The sequence below is a fragment of the Ulvibacter sp. 2210JD10-4 genome (assembly GCF_058148525.1).
Map to the genome: position 1 here is coordinate 215,390 of NZ_JBYVJZ010000005.1, position 18,406 is coordinate 233,795.

The 18,406-nt window shown below is 32.8% G+C and carries 9 protein-coding genes; 7 read left to right on the plus strand and 2 right to left on the minus strand.

Annotation, left to right across the window (positions count from 1 at the left end):
* Positions 1-2 precede the first annotated feature (2 nt).
* A complete protein-coding gene (locus ACY2RT_RS12830; RefSeq protein WP_490156321.1) occupies positions 3-1,025 on the plus strand; it encodes a M28 family metallopeptidase in 1,023 nt (340 codons plus the stop codon).
* 54 nt (positions 1,026-1,079) lie between these two features.
* On the opposite strand, the gene ACY2RT_RS12835 is transcribed toward ACY2RT_RS12830, so the two are convergent.
* Together ACY2RT_RS12835 and ACY2RT_RS12840 are read right to left on the minus strand one after the other, a co-directional pair.
* Complete coding sequence (locus tag ACY2RT_RS12835) at positions 1,080-3,182, minus strand: TonB-dependent receptor domain-containing protein (RefSeq protein WP_490156322.1); 2,103 nt, start codon at positions 3,180-3,182, stop codon at positions 1,080-1,082.
* Between the two features lie 68 nt (positions 3,183-3,250).
* Positions 3,251-3,601 (minus strand): hypothetical protein, encoded by a 351-nt coding sequence (locus tag ACY2RT_RS12840; protein WP_490156323.1) that lies wholly within the window; start codon positions 3,599-3,601, stop codon positions 3,251-3,253.
* Positions 3,602-4,013: 412 nt separating this feature from the next.
* Here ACY2RT_RS12840 and ACY2RT_RS12845 point away from each other — a divergent pair, with 412 nt between their 5' ends.
* The 6 genes from ACY2RT_RS12845 to ACY2RT_RS12870 are packed head-to-tail and all read left to right on the plus strand — an operon-like array spanning position 4,014 to position 18,381.
* Positions 4,014-4,607 (plus strand): hypothetical protein, encoded by a 594-nt coding sequence (locus tag ACY2RT_RS12845; RefSeq protein ID WP_490156324.1) that lies wholly within the window; start codon positions 4,014-4,016, stop codon positions 4,605-4,607.
* Between the two features lie 53 nt (positions 4,608-4,660).
* Positions 4,661-11,584, plus strand: a complete 6,924-nt coding sequence (locus ACY2RT_RS12850) for an SDR family NAD(P)-dependent oxidoreductase (RefSeq protein ID WP_490156325.1) — start codon at positions 4,661-4,663, stop codon at positions 11,582-11,584.
* Between the two features lie 12 nt (positions 11,585-11,596).
* Complete coding sequence (locus ACY2RT_RS12855) at positions 11,597-16,015, plus strand: beta-ketoacyl synthase N-terminal-like domain-containing protein (RefSeq protein WP_490156326.1); 4,419 nt, start codon at positions 11,597-11,599, stop codon at positions 16,013-16,015.
* Positions 16,016-16,019: 4 nt separating this feature from the next.
* Positions 16,020-16,301, plus strand: coding sequence for a hypothetical protein (locus ACY2RT_RS12860; protein ID WP_490156327.1), 282 nt, complete (start codon positions 16,020-16,022; stop codon positions 16,299-16,301).
* Between the two features lie 23 nt (positions 16,302-16,324).
* Entirely contained in the window at positions 16,325-17,110 is a 786-nt protein-coding gene (locus tag ACY2RT_RS12865; RefSeq protein ID WP_490156328.1) for an alpha/beta hydrolase, read from the plus strand.
* Positions 17,107-18,381: a glycosyltransferase gene (locus tag ACY2RT_RS12870; protein ID WP_490156329.1), complete on the plus strand. Its 1,275-nt coding sequence runs from the start codon at positions 17,107-17,109 to the stop codon at positions 18,379-18,381. Before ACY2RT_RS12865 ends, ACY2RT_RS12870 begins: the two co-directional genes overlap by 4 nt.
* Positions 18,382-18,406: the final 25 nt, after the last annotated feature.

Consider the following 18,406-nt stretch of genomic DNA (forward strand, 5'->3'; position numbering starts at 1 on the left):
TTATGAAATATCTACTCGTATCACTTCTAACCGTACTTGCGATTTCGTGTAATTCGGCTCAAAATTCCACATCCAACACTATAACAGAAAATCTAAGTCGTACCGATTATGCGAAAACAATTACTGCTGAAGAATTAAAAACACACTTGTATATATTTGCCGGTGACCCTATGAAAGGCCGTATGACAGGGCAGAAAGGGCAAAAACTTGCGGCAGAATATCTTCGTAACTTTTATATGGATGAAGGTATTCCTTCTCCAATTGAAGAAAAGAACTATTACCAGAATATCCCTGCCAGCTATTTTGAACGAATGAATGATCCAAAAGATTCCGAAAATGTAGTCGCCTATATTAAAGGTTCTGAAAAACCGGATGAAATAATTGTACTTTCTGCACATTACGACCATGTAGGGGTAGATGAAGATGGAAATATCTACAACGGTGCCGATGATGACGGAAGTGGAACCGTTTCATTATTAGAGATTGCTGAAGCTTTTCAACAAGCTGTAAAAGATGGTAACGGACCAAAAAGATCTATTTTATTTTTACACGTTACAGGAGAAGAAATTGGACTTTATGGTTCTAAATATTATACTGAAAATCCAATCTTCCCATTAGAAAATACGGTATGCAATTTAAATACAGATATGATAGGAAGGATAGACCCGGATAAAACGGAAAACCCTAATTACATTTATCTTATTGGCAGTGATAAATTGAGCCAGGAATTGCATGACCTTTCCGAAGAGGTAAATGAAAAGTATATCAATTTGGAATTGGATTACAAGTTTAACGATGAGAATGATCCCAATAGATTTTATTACCGAAGTGATCATTACAACTTTGCAAAAAATAACATCCCGGTAATTTTCTACTTTAACGGAACCCATGAAGATTACCATAAACCAACCGATACTGCAGATAAGATCGAATATGAACTGATGGCAAAAAGGGCACAGCTTATCTTTCAGACTGCCTGGGAAGTTGCTAACAGGGAAGGACGGATCACAGCAGATAAATTATAGGTTTCTGTACACCAATAAAAAAGAGAGGGCTTAAAAAGCCCTCTCTTTGGTTTACTAAAATTTATACTGTAAAAAAACAGAGAAGTTACGACCTGGTTCTGTAATTGGTGTTCTTCCAAAGTCTGCCTGATTGGTAAATGAAAAGTTTAAATGATTATTATATGTTTCATCAAATACATTTAATACTGCTAAACCCACAGTAACATTTTTAATAGGCTTACCTCCCAAACATAAATCTAACGTTTGGTAACCGTCGGTTTTAGTTTCTCCAAAGCTTTTTGAAATATTGTCTTGTTTAGAGGTCACATTATATTGCGCATTAACCCAGAATTTTTCCTTTTCAAAACCTGTTGATAATTTAGTGGTTAAAGGAGGTGTTAACGGTAAGGATTCTGCTAAATCCTTGTTCTTTGCATAAACGTAAGACAAATCGGTTTTGAAGAAATAGTTACTAAGAAAATCAAACCTTGCTGTTGCTTCAAATCCAGTTTTATAGGCTTCATCCAGATTTCTAAAAACTTTAGGGTGTCTGGGTTCGGCCATTGGCATAAACTTTCGGTTTAAACTTTCATCTACAATTCCAACTATATAGTTTTCGAAAAAAGAATAATAAAAAGAGGTTTCGTATGTAAAGGTGTCGAATCCGTTCTCCATCTTTTCACGGCCTTTAAAACCAATTTCAAATTGATTGTTCACTTCAGATTTCAAATTGGGATTACCAATATATTCGTAAGGATCTTGCCCCACTGTAAAATGATTAATGTATCGCTCGACCATATTGGCAGCACGAATACCTCGTCCATAAGCAGCTTCTATTGTAAAACTATCTGAAACTAACTTTTTAACTGAAACAGTTCCACTTACATTATGTTCTGTGCGTTTTTCCAAATCGTACATCTCAGCAAAATCCGCTTCAGGGTCTTTTATATCTGAAGTAACATTATCATAACGCATTCCTGCCGTGAAAATGGTTTTAGGATTTACGCTATATTTTACTTCGGTAAAGATCCCAAAGTCTGAAATGTATGAATCCTGCCAAACCTTATCGTTAAAAGTCATAGGCATTGGTAATGGATTGCCGTTCATGGCTTTTACCAGTCTTATCCTACCACCATCCCGGGCAATATGCATCGCATCAACTCCAGAGAATACATTGAGTTTCTTAACAGGCTTCCATCTTAATTCTAATTTTCCACCAATTGTTGTAGCATCAACAGCAGATGTAGCTTCCACCATCATAAACGAAGGTCTCTTGAAATTAGTCATTAAATGGTCAACATAACTATAATATGCTTTTGCCGTGATTGATTTTGCAATCGTTGAAAGATTATCCAATTTATAACTCAAAGAAATAATACTACTGTTATCATAGTCTGTATCCATTGGCAAGGCAGCGTGTAAAACATCCCGTCCAAAAGACTGTCTCCAATGTGCTTGGAAACGCTGGTCTTCAGTAAAGTTATAACCTACTTTAACGCCATAATCCGTGCTTCTAAAAGAAGAAGGAATTTCAGTACCATTACCATCTTCATAATTACCAAAATCTCTATACCCGGCATTTGCGACAATGTCATATTCTTCTTGTATATACTGAAGTTGAGCCATACTTACCAAGGAGCTTCCATTACTCTCATATCCGGTGGATACTTTTCCATGTAAGCCATGATCTTCGTAATCCGGTTTTTGAGTTACCATATTAATTATACCACTAAACGTGGCTCCGTATCGTACTGTATAGGGTCCTTTGATAATTTCAATTTTTGCAATTTCTTCAGGAATAATATGTGTTGTAATTGGATCCATTCTATTAGGGCAAGCATGCATTACCTTTGTTCCTCCATCATATTGAATATTGAGCTGCTCGTATTGTGAAGCTCTAAACGAGGGGTCAATAGCATAATTTTCCCTTTTAATAACCGAGAATCCATTAATATCGTTAAACAAGTCGGCTACGTTTTTAGGTTGTACTACTTTTTCCACATACTCATTTGAGATAGTAGTTAGTACAGGGTTTGTCCTTACGTTTCCGGTTATTATTACTTCATCCAGTTCAATTTGTTTCATTTCTGTACTGTCCTTTTGGGTTTCGGTTTGATCTTGCCCAAAAGATACAGTTGTAATTAGCGCGCATAAAAGCACACTATATAATGTTTTCATTTATAGAATATTTAATGTTTAAAATAAGTGATTGCTGTAGCTTTATACTACAGATAGAGAGAAGAAGTCTATACTCTTGGAGGGTGAAAGCAATCCCTTATAGTGGAGAATGAATATAAGTTTTGATATTCTTCAAAGAATTGTTTTTCAATGGGGTTTTGATATAAGAGATCAATATCTGCGATCGAATTCAGGTAAACCAGCAATTCTTTAAAATCAACAAGGCGTTCTGGGGTATTTTGCTCTTTGTTTTGAGCGCTAGACACTTTTTTTAATTGACATTTTCCGTTACATTGTAATTCAGGTTGCTCTTTATTTTCACAAAAAGCTTCAATAAATCCTATAGGGTCTATTTTATAATAAGCTAAAGTAATGGGTACTCTCATGCTATTAACAAGTATTAGTGCTGTTAAAAGCATAGAAAATATCCGGGTGCTTATTTTCATATCTGCAAAGATAAAATCACGCAATAGATTTAAAACTGATCTTTATCATATTTATGTGAAATTCACTTTGTATGACATAAAATCTTAAAGCATAAATGAGTTGAAGTTTCCGATGCACAAGTATCTATTGGAAAGTACAGATCAGAGCAGATAAGTTATAGGTTTGAAATACCATATAACTACAAATTCAGTCAAAACTTAATAAAGCAATTAAACTATTTTTTCTATAAAAAAAATATTCATATAAAAAATCACACTTATAAATCAGTTTTTCAGCACGATATTTTTGTATTTCATCGAAAACATTTTTCCAATGTGTCAGGGTACCACCTAGCATCTATTTTTTTATTCAGATGTTGCACATGTTATAAAATTAAAAAGAATTATGAAATTACATTTATTGATGCTATTAAGCCCTATCTTTTTATACAGCCAAGTAGGTATAAATACCATTACCCCCGAAGCGACTCTGGATGTAAATGGCAATTTGGCCGTTCGATCAATTGAGTTAGATCCTTCCAATAATGAAGTCCTTACTGTTGGCACAAATGGGATCATAACAAAAACATTTGTCCCTAACATATATGCCATAAAAGATATGGCAATACCCATTTGTGCATTTATCAGCGAGGGTAGTACCGGTGTCTTTTTTTTAGATGTGCAAGGAACAAGTTATCAAGTCGATTGGATCGTAAACATAAAAAACTCCGGCACCTCTGGTGATGCTACACCCCAAGAAGCACAAAGACTACAAGTAGACTATAAATTTACCCCTTCATTACCATTTACTCCGGATGGAGTATCGTTAATAGCTTACAACAATTCTAATTTCCCGGATACCTTCTCCCTCAATTATGCAGATCTTTCGAGTGATTCGATAACTGTGAACATCACAAGAACAGATTTAAACAGCGAAGGCCCTTTGGGTATTTGCTGGGGAGGTCAATTTTATTTCACTGCCTTATTCATGGGTTTTTAAAAGACTCTTTTGTGATAACACCAAATTTTAAATAACAATTAAAAAAAAAGACTATGAAGTTCCCCCCAATCATAGGAATTACACCTTTTGAAAAGGTTGACAAAAAATTAATAATAGATATATCAAAAACAACGGCTTATCCTGTTTTAGATATTGGTCGTGTAATTGATCAAAATCTTTTTGATTCTATTGACTATCTATCTTCTTACTCATCAAGTCCTTTCGGAATAAGAATTCCACAAGGTGTTTCCATAAACCCTGATCTATTATTAAAAAATAAAGAGAAAATCTCGTCTATCATTTATTCAGACTTAAAGGATGTTCAAAAAGTAGAGGGTATTACTATTTTTTGTGAGGTAATCTCAATGGAAGAAGCCTACAAGGCTGAACAAATGTCTATAGACGCTATAATATTAAAAGGAAGTGAAAGTGGGGGTAGAATTGGAAACACCCCTAGTTTTATTTTTATGCAAAAAGCGTATAACAAATTAAAAATACCTTATTGGATCAAAGGAGGTATGGGACCTCATTCTGCAGCTGCTGCAGTCTACTCAGGAGCTAAAGGTATTGTTTATGACAACCAGCTGGCTTTAATGGGAAAATATTCCAAGGATGAAAAGCTGGTAAAAATATTTGAGAGCTTAAATGGGTCAGAAACAAGTATAGGCGAAGGGTATAGGTTTTTAAAACATGGTTTATTAGGGTCTTTACATGGAATTAAAAACAAAAAAGAACTTTTCAAAAAACTGACTGAGGATGAGAATATTTATTTAGCAGGAGCAGATATTGTATTGGCCTCATTGTTTAAAAAAACCTATAAAGATATTAAGACACTGGTTTTTTTAACCGAAGAAGCAATAATAGGCAATAATGCAATTGCAAGTGAGAATCCTTCTATTGCCAAAAGGTCCATTTTTTGTAAAACGGTTGGAATTGAATATCCAATAATACAAGGCCCTATGACCAGAGTTTCCGATGTGCCTGAATTTGCTTATCAAGTAGCAAAAAATGGTGCATTACCTTCCATTGCCCTGGCAGTTTTGAAACCCGAAACCATCAAATCCATATTGGAAGAAACTACTAAAAAATTAAAGGGTAAGTCTTGGGCTGCCGGAATATTAGGTTTTCTTCCCCCTCAATTGCTCAATGAGCAAATAAAAGCATTGATAGCGTATAATCCGACAGCAGTAGTTATCGCTGGTGGAAGACCAGAACAATTTCACTTCTTCAAAAAGAAAAAGATTAATTCATTTATTCATTGCCCTTCTCCTCAATTATTAGAACAGTTCTTGAAGGATAAAGTTGATAGTTTCATTTTCGAAGGGAGAGAATGTGGAGGACACATAGGGCCATTATCATCAATGACACTTTGGGAGAGCCAAGCAACAATTCTACTTAATGAAGACAATATAAATAGATTAAATTTAGTGTTTGCCGGAGGAATACATGACAGCTTATCATCTTCTATAATTTCAGTATTGACAGCTCAATTATCTAAAAGAGGAGCCAACATAGCTACTATCGTTGGCACCGGATATCTTTTTACAGAAGAAATTGTTGAAAGCGGCGCCATACTACCCAAATATCAAGACTTAACAATAAAATGCAATGAAACTTCAGAAATTGAAACAGGTCCTGGCCATGTAACTCGTTGTGCTAAAACGCCATATGTGGATTTCCTCAATAAGGAAAGAAAACGAATGGAAAAGGAAGGAAAATCCAAGAATGAAATCTTTATGGCACTAGAGCAATTAAACGTAGGACATTTAAGGATTGCATCAAAAGGTCTGAAAAGGGTAGATGGAAAATTAATAGAAGTAAATGAATCTATACAGACGAAAGAAGGTATGTATATGATCGGATCTGTCTCTACACTGCGAGATAAAGTGATAAAAATCAACCAACTACACGAAGATATTATCCGTTTTGAGCCCTTAAATCTTAAAGCATTTAATGATATAAAAGTAAATGTAACAACTTATCGAAATCTCAAAAACACTTCTTGTGATATTGCTATCATAGGAATAGCATCAACTTTTTCTCAATCAGAAAACATAGATGAATATTGGTCGAATATTATTAATGGGAAAGATTTAATTACTGAAGTACCTGAAGACAGATGGTCAAAAGAAATATACTTTGACCCCGACTCAAAAGGAGGAGAAAATCAAAAAACATATTCAAAATGGGGTGGGTTTCTTTCTCCATTTTCTTTCGATCCATTAGAATATGGAATACCTCCAAAGGTTCTAGGTTCTATTGATACCAGCCAGATTGCTGCATTAAAGGTTACTAATGATGCGCTTAAAGATTCCGGTTATCTACACGATAAGAATACTACCAATAAGACATCTGTGATTTTCGGATATGAACCAGGAAGTGATATATCTGGCGCCTATGGATTTAAGATATTAATTAACAGATATTTTCGAGAGAATCCGGTTTTGATAGAAGATTTTAAGAAAAACTTCCCTGAATTAAATGAAGATTCATTTGCAGGAATACTAGGCAATGTTGTATCCGGTAGAGTTACCAATAAATTAGATTTGGGAGGGCAAAATTTTACGATCGATGCTGCATGTGCCTCTTCTTTAGCAGCTGTTGATGCTGCTGTAAAAGAACTTCGCTATGGAGAGAGCGATTTAGTTGTTGCTGGAGGGGTAGATTTTCACAATAGTATACATGATTATATTATGTTTTGTAGTACGTATGCGCTCTCAAAGAAAGGAAAATGCTCCTCATTTGGTGATGATGCAGATGGTATCGCACTTGGAGAAGGAATGGCAGCCGTTGTTTTAAAGCGCTACGAAGATGCTGTTATTGATAATGATACTATTTATGCTGTTATAAAAGGAGTAGCTGGTTCTAGCGATGGAAAGTCTCTTGGATTAACAGCTCCCAGGAAAGTGGGGCAAAAGAAAGCTTTGTTACGAACCTATCAAAGATCCGGTATTTCAGCAAATAATATCGGGATGGTAGAGGCACATGGTACAGGCACAGTGGTTGGCGATAAAACAGAGCTAACCTCTTTGGAAGAAATATACAATTGGTCAGGAACAAATAAAGGGTCAGTTTCTTTGGGTTCTGTAAAATCGCAAATAGGACACACCAAATGTGTTGCAGGGATTGCCGGGCTCATTAAAAGTGCTTTGGCAACAAAGTATGGTATTTTACCTCCTACCCTACACATAAATAAGCCAAACAAATCATATAATATAAATGAAAGCCCTTTCTATTTTAATGATCGGGCAAAACCTTGGCTGAATAATGATAGGAAGGCTGCCATTAGCGCTTTTGGCTTTGGAGGAACCAATTACCATCTTGTTTTAGAAAATCCGAAGAAGAGATCTTTAAAATCATCAAATTTTTGGCCTTTCGAATTATTCCTATTCCGAGGAAATAACTACGATGATGTTATTGCCCAATTAGAAGTATTAAAACAATTTATTTTACAATCTGATGAAAAATTATTCCTTTCCAGATTGTCTTATACCGTTCACAAAAATCAAGACTTAAATAAGCCTGTATTATTAACTATCATTTCTGATAGTGTAAATGATTTATTAGAAAAAATATCTAAAGCTCAAAATAAGAAAGAATCCATAAATGACATATTAATACATGAAAATAGAGAATTGTTTGATTCTGAAAATATTGCTTTTTTATTTTCAGGGCAAGGTTCACAGTTCCCCAATATGGGACTTGAGTTATTTAACTTTTTTCCGGACATCAGAAACTTTGTCAATTATGCGAAAGATTATAGAAATATATGGTTCCCACAAAGAAGTTTTTCAGAAAATGAAGAGAACTTACATCACAAAGCAATAACCCAAACAGAAATTGCTCAACCGATACTTGGGATGTTAAGCTTAGGAGTTACATACATTCTAAATATGCTTGGCATAAAAGCAAATCAGGTTGCGGGTCATAGCTATGGAGAACTAGTTGCACTATACTATGCAGGAGCATTTAAAGAAGAAGAATTACTCCCGTTAAGCGAGAAAAGAGCTAAAGCTATTTTGGATGCTTCTGAAAAGGAAGGAAACATGCTTGCAGTAAACTGTAGTTTAGATGATGCAGAAAAAATTGCCAAAGACTTTGAGTTAATTGATATTGCTAATATCAATTCACAAAATCAAATTGTATTCTCCGGTGATACATTTGAAATTGTCAAGTTAAAAGATTTTGTTATTAACAAAGGTTTTAAGGCCACTATAATAGCTACATCGCATGCATTTCACAGTTATTTAATTAAAGGTGCAAATACTAATTTTAAAAAATCTATTGATTCTATAAACATTAACCCTTTAAAGATAGATACATGGTCAAACTATACGGGTTCCAAATATAAAAATGAAGATGTAGCATCCTTACAGTTAAATCTATCCGAACAGCTTACCTCTCCTGTAAAGTATACCTCAGTTATTGAAGGAATGTATGATTCCGGCGCAAGAGTTTTTATTGAAGTAGGCTCCGGATCGATCCAATCTGGTTTTGTAGAGAATATTCTTCATGAAAAGTCAAAAATCATCGTCCCTACAATTCATAAAAATAAAGGGGCTCTATATTCACTACTTTCATCTATAAGCAAGCTGGCAATTCACGGAATACCAATAAACATTGATTACTTCTTTCAAATTAGAGAATTAGAAGCGTATGATTTAGATTCTCCGTTAAAATATTCTGCCACTACATGGCTTATTGACGGACAATTTTCAAAACCTTTTAAAGGTGATATTCCCAATGGAGGATTTAATCCTGAAAAAGTGAAGTCTGCTAAATTACACTCTCTAGTTAAAGAAGCCTTTGAAAATACAGATAAACCATTGAGCAATATGTATTCACGTGATGCTTTGATAATAAACTATTTGCAAACCATAAATAATTTCGTAGAAAACCAGAAAGAGGTTATGGTTAATTATTTGGAGGGTGGTGTGATCTCCGAATCCTCTCAAAGAAAAAATACACTTCTCTTACCAACAAATGGTACTCATCCAGATTCATCGATTGATAATGATTTATATGAATCGAGAAAAGAAGAGTCTTCAACAACGACAACAGAAACGTCTAAACTAAATGGTACTACAAAAGGCCCTTCGAAAAAGGAAATACAAGATATTCTAATCCAAAGTATTTCAGAAAAAACAGGATATCCTAAAGACATGATCGAACTTAATCTTGATCTGGAAAGTGATTTGGGAATTGATTCCATAAAACGAATGGAATTACTTACCAACGTGAATAATGAATTAGGGATATCTATTAGTACTGATGATATAGATCAGGAAAGTGAAGAAGCCGTAAAACTTCTGCAACAAGTAGCATCACTAAAAACAGTAAATGAAATTGCAGATTGGATGCTCCTAATTATAAATAATGAGAATAAGAAATCTCATACTGAAATTAAGAGCCTTGATTTAAATATACAATCAAAGATTAATAGTCACACTGGTAATTTAATAAACAAATATTCCATCGATTATGAGCAAAATAGTATTTCTGAATATAGTTCCAAAAGCTTAGTTGGACTTAAGTTTTATATAGTGGCTGATAAAATATATGACTTGCTGGAGAACACTATTAAAAATGAAGGAATTATTGTTGAATCGCTAACATTTGAGTTATTTAATTGGGATACGTATTCGGATGCTGATGGTATTATATGTATCACAAATCCTATTGATGAAAATAACAATAGGTATAATGATTTTATTAAAGTCTTCAATTTGGCAAAAACTATTGAGCCGGAAAATTTAAAATATTTTGTCGCTTTGTGTGCCAATGAGATTCCATACATAGTTGAAGACATATATAAAGGCCCTCTTACAGGAAGTGGAGTAAGTGGATGTATGGCAAGTCTTCATTGGGAATGGCCTTTAGTAAAAACAATTTGTATCACCGAACATGATAATAAGAAAGATGTAAGTCAGGAAAATTGGGGCTTTCACATTATTAACGAACTCAAAACTGAAAGGAAAGAACATTTAATGTTTCCTGTTTCATATTATAAAAATGTAAGGCATCAAAGGAATATTAGTAGAATAGAAAATAATCTTGAAAAGAAGAATGAGAAAAGTGATATCCATTTGAATAGTGATTCCGTCTTGTTGATTATAGGAGGAGCAAAAGGAATTACGCAATGGTTAGCTTCAGAATTGGCAAAAAAATATCGTTGCAATTTTGTTGTACTGGGCAGGTCTGAAATATCTAATGAAGTTCCTTCCGAATTAATGGGAATTAATTCTGAAAGCGAATTGAGACAAGTACTTCTCAAAAATAATTCTCAAACATTAACTCCTAAAGAAATAGAACATGAGGTTGCTAAAATTATTAATCAACAAAAATTAGTACAAGGTATAAATGACCTTAAACAATATGCCAAAGAGGTTGAATACCACACTGTAGATGTCTTGGATAAAGATGACCTTACTACTGTTATTGAAAATATATATTCAAAATATAAACATATTGATGGCTGTATCTATGGTGCCGGAGCAATAAAAGATAAATTTATAAAAGACAAAACGCTATCTGATGTTAAAAATATCTATGATGTAAAAGTAGTCGGTTTTTTGAATGTTATTAATTCAATTAAACGCTTCTATACCCCAACATTTATTATAGTATACTCAAGCCTATCGGGTACTATGGGTAACCGTGGGCAAACTGATTATGCAGCGGCAAATAATGCATTAGAAAAATTAGTATTGCAACAACAGGCTGAAACTACACAAACAGAATTTCTTTCAATTGGCTGGGGGCCTTGGGAAGGTGCCGGAATGATAGACCTTGCATTAAAAAAACATCTGGAAGGTCTTGGATTGCATCCTATTGACAAAAAAATGGGAGTAGACTTTTTATTAAAGGAAATCAATACCATTAAAGGAAATCCAACATTAATCATGGCAATTGGTGAGAGCCGTATAGAGGAGAATAACTTTCTATCTAAGGTACTCAACGAAAAAGTCCTATTATAATTCTATTTACATATGAAAAATAAAATAGCCATAATAGGAACCGCTTGTTGTTTTGCTAAATCTCCTTCAAGTGGACAATTTTGGAATAACATAAAAAATAGTGTTGATGGAATAGGTATTCTTCCAACCGAAAGTCGATGGGGAAAAGGAGTATACCTCTCAAATGCAAAACCCTCTTTATTACATTCATATTGTAACAGAGGAGGTGTCATTGATTTTGACATTCCTTTTGATCCCCTGGAGTATTCAATGATCCCAAAAGAACTTTCAGAATTAGATCCAGATCATCTTTTAGCTTTGAACCTGGCAAAACAAGCTTTAAATGATGCCGGAATAAACAGATCCGGGAAAAATTTAAGTGAAATCTCTTGTGGTATTATCATAGGAAAAGTAACCCATGTTGGTCCGATAGCTTTAAAAGCTGTTGATGTAATGAGAACATTGCCTCAAATGATAAATATTCTTAAAAATTCAATACCCGATATAGATGAAAAATCTATTGAAAATTTTAAGAATGCATATATCAAAGAAAAAGGAAACTTTGAGAGTAGCAAGGGTATTGGTCTTATTTCTAATCTTTCTTCTGCCAGAATATCTGATAGATTGAATTTAAATGGTCCCAGCTATGTTTTAGACGCTGCTTGTGCTTCTTCACATATAGCAGTTCAAAATGCCGTAAGAGAGTTACAAACCGGTAATACGGATATTATGATTGCCGGAGGAGTATACTATCCTATTAATTATCCATATTCAATGGGGTTTTCATTTTTAAATGCATTATCACATAAAGGTAGAATAAGTCCTTTTGATAAGTCTGCTGATGGTCTTCTACTAGGTGAAGGAGGAGGAATGATTGTTTTAAAAAGATTAGAAGACGCTGTGCAACATAATGATAGAGTTCTAGCAGTCATAGAATCTATTGAAAGCAATAACGATGGGAAAGGAACCAGTATTCTGGCACCTCTTACCAAAGGGCAAATAAAAGTTATTGAAGCCACTTGGGGAAAATCTGATGTTGATCCGGGTAAGCTAACTTTTTTAGAATGTCATGGTACGGGAATGCCATTGGGAGATACTTCAGAAATTAATGCTTTAAACTCCTTTTTTGGAAGTTATTTGAAGTCCCCTACTCCTATAGGAAGTGTTAAATCAATGATTGGACATACGCTTTCTTCTGCAGGAATCGCCGGAATTATAAAAGCAGTACATGCATTAAATGAACGCCAAATTCCACCTTCTTTAAATTGTAATGATCCTATCGAATTATTAAATGAAGGTCCATTTTATATTCAAAATAAATTAACTCCTTACAAGGATAAAGATGTTATGTACGCTGCTGTTAATGCATTTGGGTTTGGTGGAGTAAACAGTCATATAATTCTCTCATCTGCCTCAAATAATAAAAGGACCGGAATCAATGGTACTCATACTGGAAAAAATTTGAAAGTTGAATCTGAAATAAGGAGTAATACTTTAATTATAGCGAGATCAAGTATAGAAGATCTTAAAACTGCTCTTATTACAAAAGATTATTCCTTTGGGGATAATGGTCCAGTACGATTAGCAATTATTAATCCAACTGACAAAAAAATTCAAGAAGCTTTAAAAATTGTGAATGAAAATAAACCTTCTTATGGGAAGAATGACATATTCTTTCAGACGAATGGTCTCCTGAATGATTCCAAAAATAAAATAGCTGTTATTTTCCCCGGGGTAAGTGTAGTTGGAACAAATAATGGAATTTATAAGAACATAGCTAATAATTACAATATTGACATTTCTAAATGGACAGAGGGTGATACTGGCTCAAATAAAATAGAAAAATTAGGAGTTTATTCTATAATATCATCGCTTATAAACTTTAAAGTTCTTGAAAAAGAGGGTGTTAATATTGATACAGTTGCCGGTTATAGCATAGGTGAATATACTGCACTAATAGCAAGTGGGTTAATTAAGGAAGAAGATATTCAAGACATTTTAAGAAGTATAGATTTACTCAATCAAAAAATTGAATTTCAGCAAAACGATTGCACATTATTAGCTGTAAATAAAAATAAAGAAGCAATTGAAAAGATCATATATGATTTGGAATATACATTTATTGCTATTGAAAACTCAATTAATAACGTCATTGTATCTGTAGGAAATGAAAATAAAAAAGAGCTTACAGACAGGTTAAAAAAAGAGAAGATTTTATTCTTTGATATAGGTATTAATACCAGAAATCATACAATTTTAAATGAACCCTTAATCAACAAATTAAAACCAATAATTGACAACATAAAGATCAACGAGCCATCTTATTCTATTTGGTCTTCAATAACTACTGAAAAATTTAAACAAGATCATAGCACTATAAAAGATGTGATTTACAGAAATTTATTCACACAAGTGAAATTTAAAGAGCTGATTGAAAATTTATACAAAGATGGACATCGCGTTTTTTTAATACCCGGAATAAGTGGTCTTTCCAGTTATATTACAGATACTTTGCACAATAATAAGAAGTCTTTTTTAACCGTCGATATGGTTTCAGCAAAAGATAACTTTCTTACAATTGATCATTCTATATTAAAGTTATTTGTTGAAGGAGCTGCCATTTCGGACATCAAACAGAAATTTTTAAATTACAAAAAGAGTAATTCTCCTATTAATTTTACTATTAATCTAAATATACATGAATCTATAGACACCTCTCTTCATTTTAATACAACTTCTATAGAAAGTGCTGTAAATCAAAAAGTTAATTTCAAAGATGGCTCATTAGATAAAATATTCAAAAATACCTATTTAAGCTTTATAAAGGCACAAGATGATGTTATTAAAAGTTTTGAAAAAATAGAGCATCCCAATGTAGATTCTTTAAAAAATAGAGTTTCAGAAGAAAAAGAGAAATCAGAGCTTTTAGATTTTTTTGAAGAAAAGATAGAAGTAAGTTATAAGGCTTTTCCCGAATTGTTTGATCATGAACTTTATAGACATCCTAAAGAATTATCTGAAAAATATAGATCTGGTGTAGTTCCTTTTACCTTTTTAATTTATAAATCATGTGAATTACTAATAAATAAACTTAAAGACTACAACATACTTGAAGTAAGTAAAATAGGCGCTTTACGCTTTCTAACTGTTGATGAACCGAAACAAATAGACATAACATTTAATAAAATCAATGAAAACCAATTTAAAATTACATGGGGAGATAATTTTTTCTGTACAGTAAGCATAGCACACAAAATCAATAGTTTAGATGCTAATGTCTCTACTTGGATGGATGAGATGATCCATATTAACAACTATAACCCTTATGAAGAGAGAGTTTTTTTCCATGGAAAATCGTATCAAGGTATCGAAAAGGTCAAATCTTATGATTCAAAAAGACTAATTGCCGAAGTAAAGCATGCAGGAGGTTATGGATCTCTTTTAGATGCATGCTTTCAGGCTGCTGGGTGTTGGTATGATCTTACACAAGATGACAATGCATTAATTCTTCCTTTTAGAGTTAATTCGATAGAATTCTTTACTTCATCTGCTACTTTCTTTAACAATATAACAGGCCCATTGTATTGTTATGTATCCATAATAGAATTAAATGATGAGTTTTTTAAATATGATTTTGATTTAATACATAAAAACTCTATCCTGTTAAGACTGAAAGGGTTTACAGGTAAAATCTTTGAAACCAACCCCGAAATAGAAAAAGTATACCGCTACCCGGAAAAGAATACATCAATTTTATCAAAAAAGATAACTGATACTATTTTTATTTTTGAAGCAAACTTTAAAAGTGCCTGGTCATGGGATACTGTACGATCGTTTTATTTAAATAGTTACGATAGAGACAGATTTGACCTAATAAAGAACCCTCTTCAACAACGGGCATTTTTATCTGGCAGGGTTGCGATAAAAGATGGTGTTAAATCTTTGATGCAATCTGAAAAAGATGAATTATTTCACAATGAGATTGAAGTTGCTTATAATAAAAATGGAGCTCCTTTTATTAATATACAAAAGTTAGGTATTACAAATATTCCGGTTTCAATATCTCACAAAGCAAAAATTGGTGTTGCCATTATTGGTAGCAACACACCAGTAGGTATTGATGTAGAATATATAAGTATAGCAGAAAAACTTGATTCAAAACTTGTTTTTACAAGCTCAGAATTAGATCTCATAAAAAAGAATGAAATGTTTGCTCTTATTAAAACCATTATATGGTCTGCAAAAGAGGCCTATTTTAAAAAATATAGTCAGGAAGAAACAGAAGAAAAAGACCGTCTGATTTTTAGCAATGTCAAAGTCAGCAATATTAGGCTTAATGAAGAGAAGGTAGCTAACCCCTTATATAAAAGATATAGTGGCCTCATAAACAACCAAATAGACTTTAAAAGTATTCAATTTAAAGAAGATATAATAATAACCTGGATTACATAAAATAATGGAAAAAATAACAATTGCTCAAGTGATTAGAGACATTAATGAAGCTGTTCTAACTATTGCGGGTCAAGAATATGAAATTGATCTAAAAATAACCGAAAACTCCAAAATGTCTGAAGATCTGGATCTGGATAGTGTTGAGTTTACAAGAGTATTCGAATATATTTTAAATAAATATGACAAGGCTCCCATAGTAGATTGGATATCTGAAATGGAGGTTGACGAAATCCTGGAGATAAAGGTCAAAGATTTTGCCGAATTTATTCAGAAAAGTTACGAATAAAATCATCAATATATATTTTATTCATGGTTCAACAAAAAGTGGTTCTTAACAAAGTTCTTTTTAAAAAAGAAAATGTACCTACTCTGGTTTTTATACATGGAATAGGAGGATCCATTGGTTCTTGGTTTTTTCACTACGCAATACATCTAATTAAAGATTATCAAATCTTAATCTATGATCTAAGGGGTCATGGAAAATCAGATTATCCAAAAAAAGGATACTATTTAAGAGATCATGCCACAGATCTTCATAATATTATAATAGACGAAAAACTAGGTGGTAAAAAATATATTATTGGTTATAGTTATGGAGGGTGTGTGGCCCTACAATATGCAATCACTTTTGGATGTCCTGAAGATGCTTTTGTAATATTAGATGCTCCTGACCCTAAAAACATAAATGATTCCGACATACAACTATTATTTGACTTAAAATCACTTCTATTCAATGAAGAAGTTGCATCAGAAAACCCATTGATTATAGAATTTAAAAGTGAATTAAATTCAAATAATAAGAACAAAAGACAGTATTTATCCTACCGTAATCGTTTAAAAAAATTATCTGAAACAACATTTAGAAATGAAGTGATCTCAGATACAAATTTTACAATTAATGAGTTAAATTCCATTTCTTCTTCCATTACTCTGATTTATGCCACAAAAGGAGGTTGTCTGAATTATGCCAGTGAAATAAAAAAGCATCTTTTAAAATGCTCCCATTTCATACTTGAAGCAGATCACCAGCTTATAAAAACCCACAATCTGGAAATCATCGATATAATTAATTCACAAATAAATACTAAAATATGAACTTAGAGAACAATACCTCTACCAAGATAGCAATATTGTCCCCTCCTTTTTCGGGCCATGCAAAACCCCTATGGCAATTATCGTTTGAACTTATCAAAAATTCAAATATTGAAGTATTGTTCTTTGATTTTTTCTCAAAAAGAATTCCTTTTCAAGGAAATATAAAAACTGTTCACATTCCAAATTCATTTAACGAAAAACTATTTAATGTTTCCAAAGAAGGCTATCAGGAACTCTTATCTCCTTTTGCTGAATTCTATTTAGATATATATCATCCAACTTTATCACAACTAAAAGAATATAAACCAGATCTAATCATTGTTGATCATTTCTTCGGAATAGGAACTATATCATCAAAAGAAATACAGGTTCCTTATATCATAGCATATAGTTCACCGGATATTTTTCTGATTGACAGAAATACTGAAAATTTAAGTTCAAAAATGGAAGTAATGGTTGAAAAGAAAAAGTATAGCGAGTTCTTAAAAGGTATGACTGAAAAAACAAACTTTCCCATACCAAGCTATCCCTTTTCAGAATTAGGAAATATATGCTTTTCTCCTAAAAAAATAACCGAATGGAATACATTAGGCAACCATACAAAAGGTATTATTTCTTTATATGATGGTGTACACTATCCCATGTCTTTTATTGGTGCCGCAACTACAAAAAGTTCCGGTTCAACAGCAGATATCTCATTTAAAAACATTCTAAAAAAAAGTCATAAAAAAAAGATTCTAATCTCTTTTGGAACTATATGGTTAAGACAACTGGGAGGTAAAAAAACAATAGAAAAATTTAAAACATTTCTTAAAAACACTTTAGAAGCTTTGGATGACCCGGAGTATTGTATAGTTTATTCCGGTATTTTGGAAATATTCTATGAAGTATCAAAAGAAGTAGAAACAAAAGCAACAGTCATCGCAGAGGCATTTATCAATCAGCCCTTCTTGTTAGAAGAATTTGATCTAATAATTTTTCATGGAGGATTTAACACCTTTACTGAATGTATAGCAAACGAAGTTCCTATGTTGGTTTTGCCAATTGGTTTTGATCAGGGGAGAATTGCAGATACGGTTATTCGCTATAAAGTAGGGGAAAGATTGCCATTCGCCTTCAACTCGAAAATTACAATTCTTAAAACAATAGAACTTCTTCTAAATGATAATAAATACAAAATAGAATTAAGAAAGCTAAGCCGCTATTTTAAATCTGAATTAGATCTTGGCCCTATTCACAAAATAATCAATGAGATAGGAAATGAGTCTTAAGAATGAATTAATAAAAATATTTATC

What these genes read in the sequence shown, in the direction of transcription:
- ACY2RT_RS12830 (WP_490156321.1), top strand. Translation starts at nt 3, where the DNA reads ATGAAATATCTACTCGTATCACTTCTAACCGTACTTGCGATTTCGTGT.
- ACY2RT_RS12835 (WP_490156322.1), bottom strand. Translation starts at nt 3,182, where the DNA reads ATGAAAACATTATATAGTGTGCTTTTATGCGCGCTAATTACAACTGTA.
- ACY2RT_RS12840 (WP_490156323.1), bottom strand. Translation starts at nt 3,601, where the DNA reads ATGCTTTTAACAGCACTAATACTTGTTAATAGCATGAGAGTACCCATT.
- ACY2RT_RS12845 (WP_490156324.1), top strand. Translation starts at nt 4,014, where the DNA reads ATGAAATTACATTTATTGATGCTATTAAGCCCTATCTTTTTATACAGC.
- ACY2RT_RS12850 (WP_490156325.1), top strand. Translation starts at nt 4,661, where the DNA reads ATGAAGTTCCCCCCAATCATAGGAATTACACCTTTTGAAAAGGTTGAC.
- ACY2RT_RS12855 (WP_490156326.1), top strand. Translation starts at nt 11,597, where the DNA reads ATGAAAAATAAAATAGCCATAATAGGAACCGCTTGTTGTTTTGCTAAA.
- ACY2RT_RS12860 (WP_490156327.1), top strand. Translation starts at nt 16,020, where the DNA reads ATGGAAAAAATAACAATTGCTCAAGTGATTAGAGACATTAATGAAGCT.
- ACY2RT_RS12865 (WP_490156328.1), top strand. Translation starts at nt 16,325, where the DNA reads ATGGTTCAACAAAAAGTGGTTCTTAACAAAGTTCTTTTTAAAAAAGAA.
- ACY2RT_RS12870 (WP_490156329.1), top strand. Translation starts at nt 17,107, where the DNA reads ATGAACTTAGAGAACAATACCTCTACCAAGATAGCAATATTGTCCCCT.